The 16,802-nt window shown below is 61.2% G+C and carries 13 protein-coding genes, 1 tRNA gene and 2 riboswitches; of the genes, 8 read left to right on the top strand and 6 right to left on the bottom strand.

Features of this window, described 5'->3' with window-relative positions:
* Nucleotides 1–33: 33 nt before the first annotated feature.
* Entirely contained in the window at nt 34–2,298 is a 2,265-nt protein-coding gene (locus GEOBRER4_RS11950) for an alpha-amylase family glycosyl hydrolase (protein WP_185242480.1), read from the top strand.
* A 54-nt stretch (nt 2,299–2,352) separates the two neighbouring features.
* Here the strand turns inward: GEOBRER4_RS11950 and GEOBRER4_RS11945 are convergent, their stop codons facing one another.
* From GEOBRER4_RS11945 to GEOBRER4_RS11930, 4 genes are all read right to left on the bottom strand, one after another.
* Nucleotides 2,353–2,886 (bottom strand): C-GCAxxG-C-C family protein, encoded by a 534-nt coding sequence (locus GEOBRER4_RS11945; RefSeq protein WP_185242479.1) that lies wholly within the window; start codon nt 2,884–2,886, stop codon nt 2,353–2,355.
* A 207-nt stretch (nt 2,887–3,093) separates the two neighbouring features.
* Nucleotides 3,094–3,168 (bottom strand) — tRNA-Cys (locus tag GEOBRER4_RS11940).
* 60 nt (nt 3,169–3,228) lie between these two features.
* On the bottom strand, nt 3,229–3,822 hold the full coding sequence (gene pgsA, locus GEOBRER4_RS11935; RefSeq protein WP_185242478.1) for a CDP-diacylglycerol--glycerol-3-phosphate 3-phosphatidyltransferase: 594 nt from the start codon (nt 3,820–3,822) through the stop codon (nt 3,229–3,231).
* A gap of 16 nt (nt 3,823–3,838) precedes the next feature.
* On the bottom strand, nt 3,839–4,453 hold the full coding sequence (locus tag GEOBRER4_RS11930; RefSeq protein WP_085812398.1) for a lytic transglycosylase domain-containing protein: 615 nt from the start codon (nt 4,451–4,453) through the stop codon (nt 3,839–3,841).
* 188 nt (nt 4,454–4,641) lie between these two features.
* Here GEOBRER4_RS11930 and nadB point away from each other — a divergent pair, with 188 nt between their 5' ends.
* From nadB to GEOBRER4_RS11895, 7 genes are all read left to right on the top strand, one after another.
* Nucleotides 4,642–6,243: an L-aspartate oxidase gene (nadB, locus tag GEOBRER4_RS11925; RefSeq protein WP_185242477.1), complete on the top strand. Its 1,602-nt coding sequence runs from the start codon at nt 4,642–4,644 to the stop codon at nt 6,241–6,243.
* 7 nt (nt 6,244–6,250) lie between these two features.
* Nucleotides 6,251–6,526, top strand: coding sequence for a chorismate mutase (locus GEOBRER4_RS11920; protein ID WP_185242476.1), 276 nt, complete (start codon nt 6,251–6,253; stop codon nt 6,524–6,526).
* Nucleotides 6,527–6,547: 21 nt separating this feature from the next.
* A complete protein-coding gene (locus GEOBRER4_RS11915; protein WP_185242475.1) occupies nt 6,548–6,757 on the top strand; it encodes a hypothetical protein in 210 nt (69 codons plus the stop codon).
* A complete protein-coding gene (glnD, locus tag GEOBRER4_RS11910) occupies nt 6,757–9,441 on the top strand; it encodes a [protein-PII] uridylyltransferase (protein ID WP_185242474.1) in 2,685 nt (894 codons plus the stop codon). Before GEOBRER4_RS11915 ends, glnD begins: the two co-directional genes overlap by 1 nt.
* Nucleotides 9,441–10,319 (top strand): site-specific tyrosine recombinase XerD, encoded by an 879-nt coding sequence (gene xerD / locus GEOBRER4_RS11905; RefSeq protein WP_185242473.1) that lies wholly within the window; start codon nt 9,441–9,443, stop codon nt 10,317–10,319. The genes glnD and xerD overlap by 1 nt, the downstream gene beginning before the upstream one ends.
* 109 nt (nt 10,320–10,428) lie before the next feature.
* The gene (locus GEOBRER4_RS11900) at nt 10,429–11,628 is read left to right on the top strand and encodes a cofactor-independent phosphoglycerate mutase (protein WP_185242472.1); all 1,200 of its coding nucleotides are present in this window, start codon (nt 10,429–10,431) and stop codon (nt 11,626–11,628) included.
* 191 nt (nt 11,629–11,819) lie between these two features.
* Nucleotides 11,820–13,124, top strand: a complete 1,305-nt coding sequence (locus GEOBRER4_RS11895) for an aminotransferase class I/II-fold pyridoxal phosphate-dependent enzyme (RefSeq protein WP_085812404.1) — start codon at nt 11,820–11,822, stop codon at nt 13,122–13,124.
* Between the two features lie 249 nt (nt 13,125–13,373).
* On the opposite strand, the gene GEOBRER4_RS11890 is transcribed toward GEOBRER4_RS11895, so the two are convergent.
* Together GEOBRER4_RS11890 and lepB are read right to left on the bottom strand one after the other, a co-directional pair.
* The gene (locus GEOBRER4_RS11890; RefSeq protein WP_185242471.1) at nt 13,374–15,455 is read right to left on the bottom strand and encodes a fibronectin type III domain-containing protein; all 2,082 of its coding nucleotides are present in this window, start codon (nt 15,453–15,455) and stop codon (nt 13,374–13,376) included.
* An 87-nt stretch (nt 15,456–15,542) separates the two neighbouring features.
* Nucleotides 15,543–15,618, bottom strand: a riboswitch (cyclic di-GMP riboswitch).
* A gap of 109 nt (nt 15,619–15,727) precedes the next feature.
* A riboswitch (cyclic di-GMP riboswitch) is annotated at nt 15,728–15,804 on the bottom strand.
* 299 nt (nt 15,805–16,103) lie between these two features.
* Entirely contained in the window at nt 16,104–16,781 is a 678-nt protein-coding gene (gene lepB / locus GEOBRER4_RS11885; protein WP_185242470.1) for a signal peptidase I, read from the bottom strand.
* Nucleotides 16,782–16,802 lie beyond the last annotated feature (21 nt).

The following is a 16,802-nucleotide window of genomic DNA, read 5'->3' as shown; positions in this document are numbered from 1 at the left end:
AGGGAATCAAGCAAAGGGAGCAAAGGAGGATGTATGGGTACGCACGTCAGCATCCACTACGACAATTCAGCAGGCTTCTCTGATCCTTACCTCTGGGTCTGGTACACAGGGTCGGCTGTCACGGATGACTTGAAAGCCACCGGAACCGACGGCTTTGGTTCCGTCTTCGAGGTAGACCTCAAGCGCTCAGACTTTTCTTTCAAATTCAAGGACGGTCCCGGCACCTCGGGCGCATGGGAAGGCCCAGGTCTGGACCGTCGGTTCAGGCCCCTCAAGGGTTCGCCGGACGCCCTGGTGATGACGGAGATCTGGTGCCGCGCAGACAAGGCCTTTGTCTATCCCACCTTGCCTGCGGCTGCGCAAGTCGATACGGCTGCGAACTTCCTGAGGATACTGACCCCCGCTGACGGGGTCTACCTGCCGGATACGGGTGCTCTTTCCGGACTGGGCGCCACTCCCCTTAAAGGGGGCGGGGTGCTCTTCGGGCTCTACCACCCGAACGCCGGCCGCGTCTTCGTCTTCGGCAGCTTCAATAGCTGGCAAAGACCCGGCCACGACACCACTCAACCCGGCAAGTTCCGCGAGCTGAAGCTATACCGCGGGTACTTCGGCATCCCCAATACCTGGCTTTTGGTGGTGCCTGAGGCTAAACCCGGTGACGAGTACAAGTTCTGCGTCCAAGGGGGCGTGGCAAGCGACGACAAGGGGCGCTTCCAGCAGTACTTCACCGACCCGTATGCCAGGGAACTTGGCCCCGACTACGGCCTGAACAACAGCAAGGTCGTCGACCCGGGGGCCTTCGCCTGGACCGATCAGCATTGGCAGACGCCGGATCGCTCCAAACTCATCCTTTACGAGATGAGCGTGTACGGCTTCACCGAGGGGGACAAGGGGATCGTCAATCCCGGAAAGTTCGCCGGGATCACCGAAAGGATCGACGCGGGCTACTTCAACGATCTCGGCGTGACCGCGCTGGCGCTGATGCCTTTGTCGGAATATCCCGGTCCGCAGGGCTCCACGGTCCTAGGCTACAGCACCTCCCTTTTCTGCGCAGTCGAGCGCGATTTCGGCTCCTGCGACGACCTGAGGCACCTGGTCGATAGCGCCCACGGGAAGGGGCTCGCCGTAATCCTCGACCAAGTCTTCAACCACACGAGCAACGATTTCAATCCGCTGTACAAGATGATCCTTGAGCACCCGGGCGAGGAGTTCAATCCGGAGGAGGGGGGGCTTTACTTCAGCGGCAAGACGCGTTGGGGTAACAGGGTCGCGACCGAGAAGGAGGACGTGCAGAATCTCCTGATCGACGCCTGCAAGCTGATGCTGGTCGAATACCACGTCGACGGGTTCCGGTTCGACGCGACCCATACCGACTGGATGGACCATGGCTTCGTGCTGCGCCTGGCGCGGGAGCTTTCCGCTTTCCGCCCGTCCGTGATACTCATCGCCGAGAACCTCCCGAACCAGCAGGACCTGAACCGCTCGGGGTACGACGGCTTCTCGCAGTGGTCCGACCCCTTCCACGACAAGATGAAGGCGCTGTTGCGAGAGGCGGTATTCGATAACAGCAACTTCTACAACGCCGACAAGCTCGCCGACATCTTCTATTTCAGCAAGTCCCTCTACGCGGCGCACACAAACAACGCGGTCAACTACGTCGAAAGCCACGACGAAAGCAGCGTGAGCTACGAGGTTAAAACCAACCCTGTGCTGGACCAACCGGCGACCAAGGAGCGCAAGGCGAGGCTGGGGCTGTTCTGCACCATGGTGGCGCTGGGGACTCCGATGCTTTACATGGGGGGGGAGTTCAATGTGGAGCGGGACAGGAACATCGTGAGCTTCGACTGGCCCGATCAAGGGCCCGGCAGCAACGGGTTCTACCGCTGGGCCAGCCGGCTGATCAGGTTGCGCAGGCGTTACCCGGCGCTCCAGGTCTCCGGGTACAGCCCGGCCGATACCGGCCAATTCGCCTGGATACTGGGACCCTGGATGGATCAGCGTCACGGCGGGGGGAATCTGGTCCTCGGCTGGCGCTTGTGGCCGACCCAGTTCGCCCACGACGCCATGGTGGTGCTGCTCAACTTCGAGAACAGGACGGTAAACGTGGACCTGGAGCTGGGGGCGCGGGGTACCTGGCTCAAGCTGGCCGATGCCGACAACGCGAACGACATAGCGCCCGAAGGAAATAATTCGGTGAACGACGCAGCCGCCCTCAAGAGTTCCGACGGGCGCTTCGGGGGCTTCGACCTCCCCAGTTCGAGCTGCTTCATTTACAAGTGGGAAAGGGGCGAGTGGTAAACGATGAGGCAGACCCGCCCTGGCGGGTCTGCTGATGGCGGGCTGTTTTGCGGTTTAGGCCAGCATCTTTTCCAGAATTTCGCCGGCCGTCTTTACGTATCCGGGACAGCGGCTGGTAAATAACCCTCTTTTCTGCGCCTGCTTTATTCCTTCCTTGGTTCCCATATCTGTCCCAAGCAACTGTGAGCATCCCAGCTCCCGATGGAGGGCTTTGAAATCCTTGTTGAACGCCTCGATCTTCGCAAACACTTTTCTCTCTTTCGGGCCATAGGAGAGTCCAAGGATCATGTATGCGGCTGTAATGGCGCCACACTCATGCCCCATTCCCATCCCTCCTGCAAAACCTGTAGCCAGCTTCTTAGCCAGCTCTGGCTTAATGCCGAAAGAGGGGGCATACGTCTCCAGGATTGCCTGGGAACAGTTCATGGATTTCAGAAAGTGGGCCTTGGCGGCTTCGGGTCTGTTTGCCGGCTTCTCAATGGTAACGGCAAGGGCCTCATCCAAAGTGCCACTCACCGCCAATGTCAAACCGACGGCAAGAGATGTTTTCAGAACTTCGCGACGGCTGACTTCCTTTCCGTTTTGCACGCGGTACCTCCGATAATCTTCAATTCTGTGTTGGCAAACTTCGCATAAGATGCCACTGGATCAGGCAAATCTTTCGTGGGAATTCTGGTAGTTAATGAACCGGGGAGTATGGGGCAGATTGTCGGGCTGCCATACGATCGATTAAGAACCGTACAAGGCTGGAAATGAAAAAGGCTCACAGCAATGAACTGTGAGCCTTTTTCTATTTGGAGGCGGCAATCGGATTTGAACCGATGAGTGAAGGATTTGCAGTCCTTTGCCTTACCACTTGGCCATGCCGCCTTGTGCATCGAAGGAGCCCGTTTATAACCTGAAACCTTCTCTGTGTCAACGGTAATTTTTCTACTTCGCTATCACTCTGACGAACTTGTTGAGATAGTCGACGCCGGACCAGATAGTTATCACCGTGGCAATCCAGAGATAGAACATGCCGACGTTGTGCATGTTCACCACCAAGAGGGGGTGGTCGATGGAAAAGAACCAGCGGTAGTCGTAGTGGAGCAACAGGCCGATGATGGCGACCAGCTGGAAGATGGTCTTGAACTTCCCCAGGTTGCTCGCCGGTATCACGATCCCCTCGGTGGAGGCGATGCCGCGCAGGCCGGTGATGATCATCTCGCGCCCGAGGATCACCAGCACCATCCAGGCCGGAACCCGGTCGAATGGGAGGATCATGATCAGTGCGGCCATGACGATCAACTTATCGGCGATCGGGTCCAAAAACTTCCCGAACACAGTGACGATCCCCATGCGTCGGGCCAGGTAGCCGTCAAGCCAGTCGGTCACCGACGCCGCGGCGAAAAGGGCCGCGGCCCAGAAGCAGGGCTCGCGCTCCGGCGACAGGAGCAGGATGCACAGAATCGGTATCGCCGCTATCCGCACCATGGTGAGGATGTTGGGGATGTTCATTATCTTCGCTGGGGGGGGGGAGGACATGCTGTCAGCCTTTTCGCTATTTGTAATTGTTGCGGTAACTCAAAACCTTCGCCACGTAACTCTGGGTTTCCTTGAAGGGGGGGATGCCGCCGTACTTGGCGACGGAGCCCATCCCCGAGTTGTAGGCGGCCAGGGCCAGCGACTCGTCCCCCTTGAAGGTGTCCAGGAGGAACCTCAGGTAGCGCACCCCGCCGCGGATGTTGTCGGAGGGGTTGAAGCAGTCCGAGACCTTGAGCCCCTGGGCGGTCTTGGGCATCAGCTGCATCAGCCCCTGGGCCCCCTTGGCGGAGACGGCGGAGGGGTTGTACCCCGATTCGGCGTGGATCACGGCTTTTACCAGCGAGCTGTCGACGCCGAACTCGCGGGAGCAGGAGTTGATTATGGGCTCGAATTCTGCGGGGTTCCTGGCGTAGCCGGGGAGCTTGAAGGCGGTCCTTAGCTTCTTGTCCTTCTTTATGTCCCTCATGAACACCTTGAACCGCTTGTCGGTAGGTGCATCGGTGAAGTGCAGGGTCCCGTCGGGAGCCTCGTAACGGTATATGTCGGCACGGGCCGGGGCGAGGGGGGCGCATGAGAGCGCCAGCACCGTCGCCAACCCCGCAAAAAGCAGTTGCTTTGAACTACAGGGCATGACCTTCCTTTTCTAATGGGTGAGAGAATTCAGCCACCGGAAATATAGACCAATAAGCATGATAATTCAAGGTCTAATGTGAAGCCCGGCGCCGATAACCTGTCAAAAGTCTTGACAAAAATGGCGCGGAGATCAATAATTTGCGGGTTTTCCAATGAAACGGCCGGATCCCGGCTAGTGGGGGAGTTATGAAGGTGCAAAGTGATTTTCTGGTCATTGGCAGCGGCATCGCGGGGCTTTCCTTCGCGCTGCAGGCGGCGGCTCACGGTACGGTCGCCCTGCTCGCCAAACGGGATATAGCGGAGACCGCTACTAACTATGCCCAGGGGGGGATCGCGTCGGTTTCCTCCAACGAGGACTCCTTCGACGCCCACGTGCAGGACACCCTGGTAGCGGGCGCCGGCATCTGCCACGAAGACGTGGTGCGCCTCGTGGTCGAGGAGGGGCCGCAGGTGATCGCGAACCTCATCGAATGGGGGGTCAAGTTCACCAAGAGCACCAGCGGCGAGGCCTACGACCTCACCCGCGAGGGGGGGCACAGCCAGCGGCGCATCCTGCACGCAGCCGACATCACCGGCCGCGAGATCCAGCGCGCGCTGGTCGAGGCGGCCCACGCCCACGACAACATCACCATCTACGAGAACCATGCTGCCATCGACCTGATCACCGAGTCGAAGGTGCTCAAGAAGAAGGTCGACCAGGACCGCTGCCTGGGTGCCCACGTCCTCGACGTGAAGGCAGGGGTCGTGAAGACCTTCACCTCCCGCATCACCCTTTTGGCCTCGGGAGGGGCGGGCAAGGTCTACCTTTATACCTGCAACCCCGACATCGCCAGCGGCGACGGGGTCGCCATGGCCTACCGCGCCGGCGCCACCATCGCCAACATGGAGTTCATGCAGTTTCACCCGACCACGCTATTCCACCCCAACGCGCGTTCCTTCCTGATCTCTGAGGCGGTGCGCGGCGAGGGGGCGATCCTCAAGCGCCGCGACGGCACCGCCTTCATGGAGCGCTACCACCACCTCAAAGACCTCGCCCCCCGCGACATCGTGGCCCGCGCCATCGACAACGAGATGAAGACCCACGGCGACGACTGTGTCTACCTCGACATCAGGCACCGCGGCGCCGAGTACATCACCTCCCGCTTCCCCAACATCTACCAGACCTGCCTCGACTACGGCATCGACATGACCAAGGAGATGATCCCGGTGGTCCCCGCGGCGCATTATCTGTGCGGCGGGGTGGCCGTCGACAAGAACGCCGAGACCGACGTGAAGCACCTCTACGCCATAGGCGAGGTCGCCTTCACCGGCCTGCACGGCGCCAACCGGCTCGCCAGCAACTCCCTTCTGGAGGCTGCGGTCTACGCCGGGCGCGCCTTCCACCACGCGGTCGAGGTCCTGAAGGGTGGGGACTTTCACTCCTACCCCATCCCCGAGTGGGACAGCGGCACCGCCACGAATTCCGACGAGATGGTCGTGGTCTCCCAGAACTGGGACGAGATCAGGCGCTTCATGTCGAACTACGTGGGGATCGTGAGAAGCGACAAGAGGCTTGCGCGCGCCATGCACCGCATCGAGCTTATCCAGGACGAGATCGAGGAATACTACTGGAACTTCATCGTCACCTCGGACCTGATCGAACTCAGGAACATCGCCACCGTGGCCCAGCTCATCGTCACCTGCGCCCAGATGAGGAAGGAGTCCCGCGGGCTCAACTACAACATCGACCATCCGGACGTGGACGACGTGAACTGGAAGCGCGACACCTTCGTGAAGAAGCAGTTCTGAGGCAGACATGACCATAGACGAGATCAGGGAAGAGATAGACCGGCTGGACAGCGAGCTGCTGCGCATCTTCAACGAGCGGGCGTCGCTGGCCCTGAAAATCGGGGAAATCAAGAAGGGGCTCGATCTGCCGGTCTACGACCCTGCGCGGGAAAAGCGCATCTTCACCAGGATGAGCGCTGAAAACACCGGTCCCCTGGACGACCAGGCCATCGTGCGTCTCTTCGAGAGGGTGGTCGACGAGTCGCGCCGCCTGGAGCGCATCAAGACCGTTGGGGATCACTGAGGCAACAGGGAGGGGTTCAAGGTGCTGATAGTAATGCGCAAGACGGCCGACGAAGGGGCCCAGGATACCATCAAGGCGTACCTTATCGACCGAGGTTTCGATATACATCAATCCACCGGCGCCAACCGCGTCATCATCGGCGTGATCGGCGACACGGAGAGCATACCGGAGGCGAAGATAGCGGCTTTCCCGGGGGTGTTGCAGGTGGTCCGGATCGCCAAGGAAGAGTGATGCGGCTCAACATCAACGCATACCTCTCCGAGTCGCACAAAGGCGACGGCAAGGGCTTCGAGGAGAAGCGCGGAGCCTACTTCGCCGCGGCCAGGGAATTCCTCGAGCACTTCCGGGAGGAGGCCAAGCGCGGGCACCGCGAAGGGGAGGACGGCATCTCGGTGGTGCAGTCGATCACGGCGATGACCGACGCCCTGGTGATCCGGCTCTTCTCGGCGCTCTCCGACGACCTGCAGATGCACAAGTCCGGTCAGCTTGCCCTGGTGGCGGTCGGTGGGTACGGGCGGCGCGAGCTGAACCCTTACTCGGACCTCGACCTGATGTTTCTCTACAGCGGCAAGGAGTCGAAGGTGGTGGAGGAGGCGGCCAACCGCCTGCTCTACTTCCTCTGGGACCTGCGCCTGGACGTCGGGTACTCGGTGCGCACGCTATCAGACTGCGTCGAGATGGCGGGGGGGGATCTCACCGTGAAGACGGCGCTTCTGGACGCGCGCCTTCTTACCGGCAGCGCGCAACTCTTCAGCGACCTGAAGAAGCTGATGGTGACCCAGGTTCTCTCCAAGAGGAGCGACTCCTTCATCGCGGCGAAGCTCGATGAGCTGAAGAAGCGGCGCGAGAAGTACGGCTCCAGCGTCTACATCCTCGAACCCAACATAAAGGAGGGGGAGGGGTGCCTGCGCGACCTGCACACGGCCATGTGGGTGGCGAAGATCAAGTACAAGGTGGACGATCCGCGCGAGCTGGTGATCAAGGGGATCCTCTCCGAGGATGAGCTGGGGCTCTACTACAGCTCGCTCAACTACCTCTGGCGCATCAGGAACGAGCTCCACTACCTGGCCGGAAGAAAGAACGACCAGCTAACCTTCGACGCGCAGATCTCCATGGCGCGTTTCTTCGGCTACGAGGACCGCGGCAAGACGCTGGCGGTCGAGCAGTTCATGCAGGACTTCTACCTGCACGCCAACCGGGTAGAACACTTCTCCTCCCTGCTCATCACCAAGTGCATCCAGCGCGACGACGGCAAGCGCAAGATCCTCGGGTACTTCACCCGCAGGCCGGTGGGGGACGGCTTTTACGTGGTGAAGGGGGAGCTGGTGGTCCCCGACGAGAGCGTGATCGCCAAGGAGCCGGTCCGTCTGATCCGGATCTTCGAGCATGCCCAGAAACAGGGGGTGGTGCTGGCCCTTGGCACCAAGCGCCTGATCAGGGACAAGCTCGACCTCGTCAACGACAAGTTCCGCCGCTCCAAAGAGGCCGGGGCCTCCTTCATCAACATCCTTCAGTCCGAGAAGGGGCTCGCCGAGACCCTGCAGCAGATGCACCACCTGGGATTTTTGAACCGGTTCATCCCCGAATTCGAGCGCATCTACTGCAAGGTGCAGCACGACGCCTACCACATCTACACGGTCGACACCCATACCCTCTTCGCCGTGGAGGAGATAGTGAAGCTCTGGCGCGGCGAGCACGAGGAAACCCTCCCGCTTTTGACCCAGCTCGCCCGGGAAGTCGACAAGCGCTGGCTCCTGATACTGGCGGTGATGCTGCACGATATCGGCAAGGGGGGTGGGGGCGGTCACGCCGAGGTAGGCGCCGAGCTTTCCAAGACCATCGCCAGGAGGCTCGGGCTCACCCGCGAGGACAGCGAGAGGCTGGAGTTCCTGGTGCGGCACCACCTGCTCCTGGCCCACATAGCCCAGCGGCGCGACCTGCACGACGAGCGGATGATCATCCAGTTCGCCCGCCAGATGGAGAAGAGCGAGAACCTGAAGATGCTCTACCTCCTCACCTACGCGGACATCAAGGCGGTGGGGCCCGAGGTCTGGACCGAGTGGAAGGCGCTTTTGCTGCAGGAGCTCTACGAGAAGGCGTTCCGGGTCCTGGAGCGGGGCGACTTCAAGCTGGAGGCGTCGGGAGACCGGGTGCGGCGGGTGAAAAAGACCGTGTTCGAGCTTCTGGCTGACGACTACCCGGGGCAGCTGGTCAAGGACGAACTGCAGGCTCTCTCCACCAGACACCTTCTTTCCTACCCCGCGGAAGTGATCGCCGGGCACGTCAGGACGCTTTTGAGGCTTCCCAAGGAGCAACTCGTGGTCCAACTTGCCCACGAGGTGGACAAGGGGTACACGAACTGCACCGTCTGCACCTATGACGTTCCCGGCCTCTTCTCCATGATCACCGGGGTGGTCGCCGCCAACGGTATGAACATCCTGGGGGCACAGATCCACACCAACACCAACGAGAAGGTGCTGGACATCCTCCAGGTCGGCTCCCCGCAGGGGTTCGTCATCATCGAGGAGAGCCGCTGGAAACGCTTTCAGGATGATCTGAGGCAGGTGCTGGAGGGGAAGGTGAAGGTGAGCGCCCTGGTGGCGAAAAGGCACCGCCCGAGCATCCTTTCCGAGAAGGCCAAGCCTACTGTCCCGGCGCGGGTGGAAATCGACAACGAGGTTTCTTCCGACTACACGGTCATCGACATATACGCCCACGACAAGATCGGCCTTCTCTACGCCATCACCAGCACCCTGACCCGGTTGGGTCTCTATATCGGCGTCTCCAAGATCTCCACCAAGGTGGACCAGGTGGCCGACGTCTTCTACGTGAAGGACATCTTCGGGGCGAAGGTCGTGAATCCTGGGAAGCTGGAGGAGATCCGCAAGGAGCTCCTTGCGGCCGTTGACGGTTAGTGGACCGCTACCTCGATCTTTTCCTGAACTACCTCCTGGTCGAGAAGGGGGCGGCGGCGAACACGGTGGCCGCCTACAGCCGCGACCTGAACCGATACCTCCTCTTTCTGGGCGAGCGGGAGCCCGGCGATATCCGTGCGAGCGACGTCACCGGTTTTCTGGCGAAGCTCAAGGGGGAAGGGATCTCCCCCAGAAGTCGGGCCCGGGCCCTTTCGGCGATGCGGATGCTGCACCGCTTCCTGCTCCGCGAGGGGTACTGCGAGCTGAACCCGACGGCCATCGTCGAGGCCCCCAAGGGGGTGTGCAAGCTGCCGGCGGTCCTCTCCGGGCGCGAGGTGGAGGCTCTTTTGAACAGCACGCTCGACACCGGTGTTCAGGAACTGCGGGACAAGGCGATGCTGGAGCTTTTGTACGCCACCGGGCTTCGCGTCTCGGAACTGGTGGGGTTGAAGCTTGGAGAGGTGAACCTCTCCGCCGGTTACCTGATGACCATCGGCAAGGGTGACAAGGAGAGGCTGGTTCCGATGGGGGAAAGCGCCTGCCGGGCGACCGAGCTCTACCTGCAGAAGGCGCGGGGCGAGCTCTTGAAGGAGAAGTCGAGCCCGCTTCTTTTTTTGAGCCGGCTGGGCTGTGGCATGAGCCGCCAGGCCTTCTGGAACATAATAAAGAAGAGGGCGCTGCAGGCGGGGGTGAGGACCAGCATTTCGCCGCACACCCTGCGTCACTCCTTCGCCACGCACCTTTTGGAGAACGGCGCCGACCTGAGGAGCGTGCAGATCATGCTGGGTCATGCCGACCTCTCCTCCACGCAGATCTACACCCACGTGACCCGCGAGCGGATGAAGAAGCTGCACGCCGAGTTCCACCCGAGGGGTTAGGCTAAAAAGAGGTTCACAGGGTCCATCGGGTCCATCGGGTCCATGAAGTCCACAGCAGTAAAAACCGCGAGACCAAACACCAAACCAAAGCAGCAAAAAGGATCGAGATATGAAGTACGTAGTTCTTTTGGGCGACGGGATGTCAGACCAGGCAGTCGCAGCACTTGAAGGCAAGACGCCGCTTCAGGCGGCCAAGACCCCCAACATGGACTTCATGGCCAGGCGCGGCAGGCTGGGGCTCGCCCACACCGTTCCCGAAGGGTACCCCCCAGGAAGCGACGTCGCCAACCTCTCCATGTTCGGCTACGACCCGGTCCAGTGCTACACCGGCCGCTCGCCGCTGGAAGCGGCAAGCATGGGGGTGGAGCTCGGCCCCGACGACGTCGCATTCCGGGTGAACCTGGTGCATCTCGACGCGCGCGGCGGGAAGCTCATCATGGAGGACTACTCCGCCGGCCACATCTCCACCGAGGACGGCCGCGAGCTGATCGAGGAGCTGCAGCGCCAGCTGGGTGACGAGGAATTCTCCTTCCACCCGGGGGTAAGCTACCGGCACCTCATGGTCTGGCACAACGGCAAGAGCCAGATCAAGGCGACCCCGCCGCACGACATCACCGGCCAGGACATCCTCACCCACCTGCCGTCCGGGGAGGGGAGCGACCGCCTCATCTACATCATGAACTCGGCGCAGATGATCTTTCACAACCACCCGCAGATTAAGAGGCGCTCCGCCAAGGGCGAGGCCGCAGCCAACTCCATCTGGCTCTGGGGGCAGGGGAAGGCGCCAGCGATGGAACAGTTCGGTCCCAAGTTCGGCCTCACCGGCGCGGTTATCTCCGCCGTAGACCTGATCAAGGGGATCGGCGTCTATGCCGGGCTCGACATCATCAACGTCCCCGGAGCCACCGGCTACCTCGACACCAATTTCGACGGCAAGGCTAAGGCCGCCATCGAGGCGCTCAAGGATCGGGACTTCGTCTTCGTCCACGTGGAAGCCCCTGACGAGGCGTCGCATTCGGGGAAACTTCAGGACAAGATCCGGGCCATCGAACTCTTCGACGAGAAGGTGGTAGGACCCGTTCTGGAAGGGGTCAAACAGTACGGCGAGTACCGCATCCTCTGCGCGCCGGACCACCCGACGCCGATCGCGCTCATGACCCATACCTCCGATCCAGTCCCCTTCGTCATCTACGCCGGCGAAAAGGACGAGAAGCGGGAAGTGGCAGGCTACGACGAATCCTCCGCCGCCACAACCGGGCTCAGGGTGGAACCGGGCTACAAGCTGATGGAACTCCTCCTGGGGCGGTGACCCAGGCAGGCGCCCCTTAGTCACCGGCTACAGCGCGGTACTGAATACCATAGATATTAGCGTCCCCCCTGCAACCCTCACATTAACCGTTGACAAGAGGGCGCTATAGAGATTTAATGTCGTGTCTATTCCCGCTCCAGACAGCGGAACTGCCCCCGGGCAATATCCATATCAAGCTTCAGGAGGAATTAATGAATCCATTGGCCGCGGAACTTAACGAGTCTCTAGCCCAGCACAGCCCCCATGTTCTGGAGATGCTGTCGGATCTCGGCAAGAATCTCTTCTTCCCCAAAGGTATCCTGACCCAGTCGGCTGAAGCCAAGGAGAAAGCCCACAAGTTCAACGCCACCATCGGCATCGCCACCGAGAACGGCGGCCCGATGTTCCTCTCCTGCATCCAGGACAAGCTCACCGCCTTCGATCCCAAGGACATCTTCCCGTACGCTCCGCCGGCAGGCAAGCCCGAACTCCGTTCCCTTTGGCGCGAGAAGATGCTGCGCGAGAATCCGAGCCAGGTGGGCAAGCACTTCAGCAACCCCATCGTCACCAACGCGCTTACCCACGGCCTCTCCATCGTGGCCGACATGTTCGTAGACAAGGGCGACCACCTGATCCTCCCCGACATGCTCTGGGGCAACTACAACCTCACCTTCGGCACCTGCTCCGGCGCCATCGTGAAGAAGCACCCGACCTTCACCGCGAGCGGAGGCTACGACATCGACGCCTTCAAGGCGGTCCTGAAGAACTCCGCGGAGGAGAAGGGTAAGGTCATCGTGCTCCTCAACTTCCCGAACAACCCGAGCGGTTACACCCCGACCCAGGCCGAGGGCGACGCGCTCGTCGCCGCGATCAAGGAAGTCGCTGATGGTGGCTGCAACGTGGTTGCCATCACCGACGACGCCTACTTCGGTCTCTTCTATGAAGACAGCATGAAGGAGTCCCTGTTCGGCAAGCTCGCGAACCTCCACCCGCGCATCCTCGCCGTCAAGCTGGACGGCGCGACCAAGGAGGAGTTCGTCTGGGGCTTCCGCACCGGCTTCATCACCTTCGCCGATGGCAACGACTACGAAAACGCGCCGGTGATGAACGCACTGGAGAAGAAGGCGATGGGGATCATCCGCGCCCGCATCTCCAACTGCCCGCACCCCTCCCAGACCTTCGTCATCGAGGCGCTGCGCTCCCCCGACTTCCTGAAGCAGAAGGAAGAGAAGTTCCAGATCATGAAGGGGCGCGCGCTCAAGACCAAGGAAGTGCTCAACAGCGGCAAGTACGACAAGGCGTGGGACTACTACCCGTTCAACTCCGGCTACTTCATGTGCCTGAAGCTGAAGCACGTCGACGCCGAGAAGCTCCGCGTGCACCTTCTGGAAAAATACGGCGTCGGAGCCATCTCCACCACCAAGACCGACCTCCGTATCGCCTTCTCCTGCATCGCCGAGAAGGACATCCCCGAGCTCTTCGACATCATCTACAAGGCGGCCCAGGACCTGGCCTAAAGCCGGTTCGGGTATCAACATGAAAAGCCCCTGTCGCGTTTGCGGCAGGGGCTTTTTTTTAGACTTTTAGAACCTCAGACAACTGCATCGCACGCGGATGACGCGGATACAAAGACGATAACTGCAGATACCCCAACCCGTGTAAGCCTTTACGTCTCTACACCATAGACCTCGCAGTTTAAATCACTTGTTTTCGAGATCTATCCGCCGGTATCCGCGTCATCCGCGTCATCCGTGTGCGATGCCTTTCTATAGCCCCCAGGACTTGGTGCCGTGGCAGGAGTTGGCGCAGGTCCGGTTGGTCGCGTTCCAGCCGATATTCGTCGCCAGGTTTTTCACCCCGTTTGCATGCGTCGCGGCGTTCACCGTGGTGGTGCTGTACCCTGTGCCGTGGCAGCTGGCGCAGGTGGCGCGGGTGCGGTGGTAGGTATGCTTCCCTGTAGCCGGGGGGATGGCGTGGCAGCTGCCGCAGGCAGGGGTAGGCGGCGTCACCACGGGCGCCGTGGTGGTCGCAATGGCCGCGACCTGGGCCGCGGTGAGCGTGCTGAGGCTTCCCATCCCTCCTATGTTGGCGTCGATGGCCCCCTGGATGGCTGTTGCCGTTTTACCCTGCTTCGCCGTCCCGTGGCAGCCGTTGCAGTACTGGGTGTAGAGCGCCTGCCCGTCGAGCGTTGTCGGCGGGGGCGTCACCACGGGCGCTGTGGTGGTCGCGATCGCCGCGACCTGGGCCGCGGTGAGGGCGCTCAGGCTCCCCATACCGCCTATGTTGGCGTCGATGGCTCCCTGGATGGCTGTTGCCGTTTTACCCTGCTTCGCCGTCCCGTGGCAGCCGTTGCAGTACTGGGTGTAGAGCGCCTGTCCGTCGAGCGTTGTCGGCGGAGGCGTCACCACGGGCGCTGTGGTGGCAGCAATCGCCGCGACCTGGGCTGCGGTGAGGGCGCTCAGGCTCCCCATCCCGCCTATGTTGGCGTCGATGGCACCCTGGATCGCCAGCGCGGTTTTCCCCTGCTTTGCCGTTCCGTGGCAGCCGTTGCAGTACTGGTTGTAAAGCGCCTGTCCGTCTAGCGGGACGGCCGGGCTCGTTACCGCCGTGACTTCGCTCGAGGCTTGGCTCTCGCCGGCGGCGTTCACCGCGGTGACGACGTAGTAGTAGCTGGTCGCCTCGGTAAGCCCGGCGTGGACGGCGGGGCTCGTGGCGTTGGCAAGTTTGGTCCCGTTGGCGACGGTCACCCCGGCGCTCTTGGACCAGTAGATGTTGTAGGAGGTCGCGCCGGTGACGGCGCTCCAGGTGATGGCGACCTGGTTGGTCCCCCCGGCGGCAGAGACCCCGGTCGGCGCAGCAGGCGCAGAAGGTGAGGTGGTGGACGGGACCATGCCCCGGACCGCCGCGGAAGGAGCCCCCTCCCCGGTGCTGTTCACCGCGGTGACCAGGTAGTAGTAGCTTGCGCCCGCAGCAAGGCCGGTATGGGCGTAGCTGTTGCCGGTGGCGGCGACCCTGGTTCCGGTGGCGGTGGTCATACCTGCAGTGGTCCCGTAGTAGACGTTGTAGGAGGTGGCGTTGGCGACGGCGCTCCAGTTGAGGGTGATCTGCCCCATGCTCCCGGTCGCGGTAACGCCTGCCGGCGCCGCGGGTACGGCGAGGGGAGTCGGGATGTTGGCCACGTTTACGGTGGCCTGGGCCAGGTTGTTCACGCTCACGTTACAGATAACACTCCCGTTTTGCTTGTTGACGATGGTGACCACGCCTGCCGCCAGGGTGACCGTCACCTGGTCGAACATCTGGTCCATGTTCTGGTGGTTTGCCAGGTAAGGCGAGGTGATCGGGTCGGTCCCCGAGACGCCGAACTGGGCCATAAGCGGCTGCAGCTTCGCCAGTACCGTGCCGGTTGCCGCAGCGAGGTTGTCCCCGGCCTGTCTGGTGCGGGCGGGGTCCGGGTCCGCGTAGGCCGTCGCCGGATCGGAGACGCCGGCGGCGCTCGCCACGATCAGGTCGGTGAGGGGGTTGATATTGGCCCTTCCGCTTCCCTTGGCCAGGGTGTGCAGCGTGTGGTTCGTCCCGCCTGCGCTCCCTTTGGCCTGCATGATGAAAGGAGCGGTCATGCCGGAAACGTCGAAGGCGAAGTTGCCGTTCTGGTCGATGGTGGCCGTCTTCTCGCGCGGCTGCGTCGAGGAATCCTTCAGGGTCACCTGGCCTGCCAGGGGTGCGCCGACGGCGGCGACGCCGCTGACCACTTCGGTGGAGAGGGAGCCTCCCCCGCCGCCGCAACCCGCGATGACCGTGATCAGGAACAGGTACAGTACTGCCAGCTTGCTAGTTATCAGTTGCTTCATAGGATCTCCTTTTCGGTTTTGCTGCTGGACCGGTGGACTCGGGGGGACAAAAAAGCCGGGCTTGCGTCATATCTCACTTCGTGATACTTCGGCAACCCGGCTGTCTCGGTGAGACCCTTAGGCTTTCCGCCCCATCCTCGCGGATGGTTTAGCATTTCTCGTCTATCTGGTCGATGTGGGCGCTCGCTTTGCGGCAGTTTCTCTCCGGCCTTTCTTCCCCTTTGCCTGCCCCAGACGCAAAAAAGCCGGGGCAGGAATATCGTGGTTGATATTTCGGCGACCCGGCTGTCTCGTGGAGACCCTTTAGGCTTTCCGTCCCATCCTCGCGGATGGTTTAGTATTGTCGTCTACCAGTATATTGCTTTCTAGATGTGGCGAAACTACCAGAGTCCGACAAAGCTAGTCAACAAAAAAATAGGTTCGCTATGAGCCGAAGCTGACGTGGTGGCTGTGTTGCTCATTAGAAGAAAACCCCCTGGCACAGCGAAATCACTATGACTTTTCCGGGTGCGACTGAGAGCTTTCAGGACGGGAAATTTTTTTTCACAAACAGTCGTTGCGGCTTTTGAGAGGTTGCAGCATGGGCACAAAAAAACCCCCTGGGCGGCGCTGCCGTGCAGGGGGTTTTTGAAAAATAGGGCAGGGGGGCTAGTCGATGAGCTTGCCGATGTTCCCGAAGCGGACCCTGAGCTTGTCCTTGTCCCAGGACCAGTACTTGATGAAGGCGAGCCCCTTGATCTTGTCGCGGGTCACGAATCCCCAGAAGCGGCTGTCGTAGGAGCGGTCCCTGTTGTCGCCCATGACGAAGTAGGAGTTGGCCGGGACGGTGATCGGGTCCTTGTTGTCCCTGGGGTTCATCTCCTTGGGAATGGTGTCCGATTCCTTGTGCACCTCGTGCGGGTTCGCGTAGAGCTTCCCGTTCACGTAGACCCGCTTGTTCTTCACCTCGACCACGTCACCGGGAACGCCGATCACGCGCTTGATGAAGTCCTTGGAGGGGTCTTCCGGGTATTGGAAGACGATCACGTCCCCCTGACGCGGGTCCCTGATGGCGAGTATGCGGCTGTCGGTGAACGGGATCTTCGAGCCGTAGATGAACTTGTTGACCAGCAGGTGGTCTCCGATGGCGAGGGTATCCTCCATGGACCCCGAAGGGATCTTGAAGGCCTGCACGATGAAGGTACGGATCACGAGCGCCAAAAGCACCGCTATGATGATGGATTCGGCGTACTCGCGGACCACGTGCTTCGCCTTGGCCGGTTGGACCGGCTTGGCGGGAGACTGCGTCGGCTTTTGGTCGTCGCAGATGTTCTTGTAATCTTCCATATCCCTTGGTTCCCCTTGTCT

The sequence above is a fragment of the Citrifermentans bremense genome (genome assembly GCF_014218275.1).
Lineage (GTDB): Bacteria > Desulfobacterota > Desulfuromonadia > Geobacterales > Geobacteraceae > Geomonas > Geomonas pelophila.
This window is presented reverse-complemented; position numbering and strand designations above follow the sequence as displayed.

What these genes read in the sequence shown, in the direction of transcription:
- pgsA (WP_185242478.1), bottom strand. Translation starts at nt 3,822, where the DNA reads ATGTCCTCCCCCCCCCCAGCGAAGATAATGAACATCCCCAACATCCTC.
- GEOBRER4_RS11920 (WP_185242476.1), top strand. Translation starts at nt 6,251, where the DNA reads ATGACCATAGACGAGATCAGGGAAGAGATAGACCGGCTGGACAGCGAG.
- GEOBRER4_RS11930 (WP_085812398.1), bottom strand. Translation starts at nt 4,453, where the DNA reads ATGCCCTGTAGTTCAAAGCAACTGCTTTTTGCGGGGTTGGCGACGGTG.
- GEOBRER4_RS11950 (WP_185242480.1), top strand. Translation starts at nt 34, where the DNA reads ATGGGTACGCACGTCAGCATCCACTACGACAATTCAGCAGGCTTCTCT.
- nadB (WP_185242477.1), top strand. Translation starts at nt 4,642, where the DNA reads ATGAAGGTGCAAAGTGATTTTCTGGTCATTGGCAGCGGCATCGCGGGG.
- GEOBRER4_RS11895 (WP_085812404.1), top strand. Translation starts at nt 11,820, where the DNA reads ATGAATCCATTGGCCGCGGAACTTAACGAGTCTCTAGCCCAGCACAGC.
- GEOBRER4_RS11900 (WP_185242472.1), top strand. Translation starts at nt 10,429, where the DNA reads ATGAAGTACGTAGTTCTTTTGGGCGACGGGATGTCAGACCAGGCAGTC.
- glnD (WP_185242474.1), top strand. Translation starts at nt 6,757, where the DNA reads ATGCGGCTCAACATCAACGCATACCTCTCCGAGTCGCACAAAGGCGAC.
- lepB (WP_185242470.1), bottom strand. Translation starts at nt 16,781, where the DNA reads ATGGAAGATTACAAGAACATCTGCGACGACCAAAAGCCGACGCAGTCT.
- GEOBRER4_RS11890 (WP_185242471.1), bottom strand. Translation starts at nt 15,455, where the DNA reads ATGAAGCAACTGATAACTAGCAAGCTGGCAGTACTGTACCTGTTCCTG.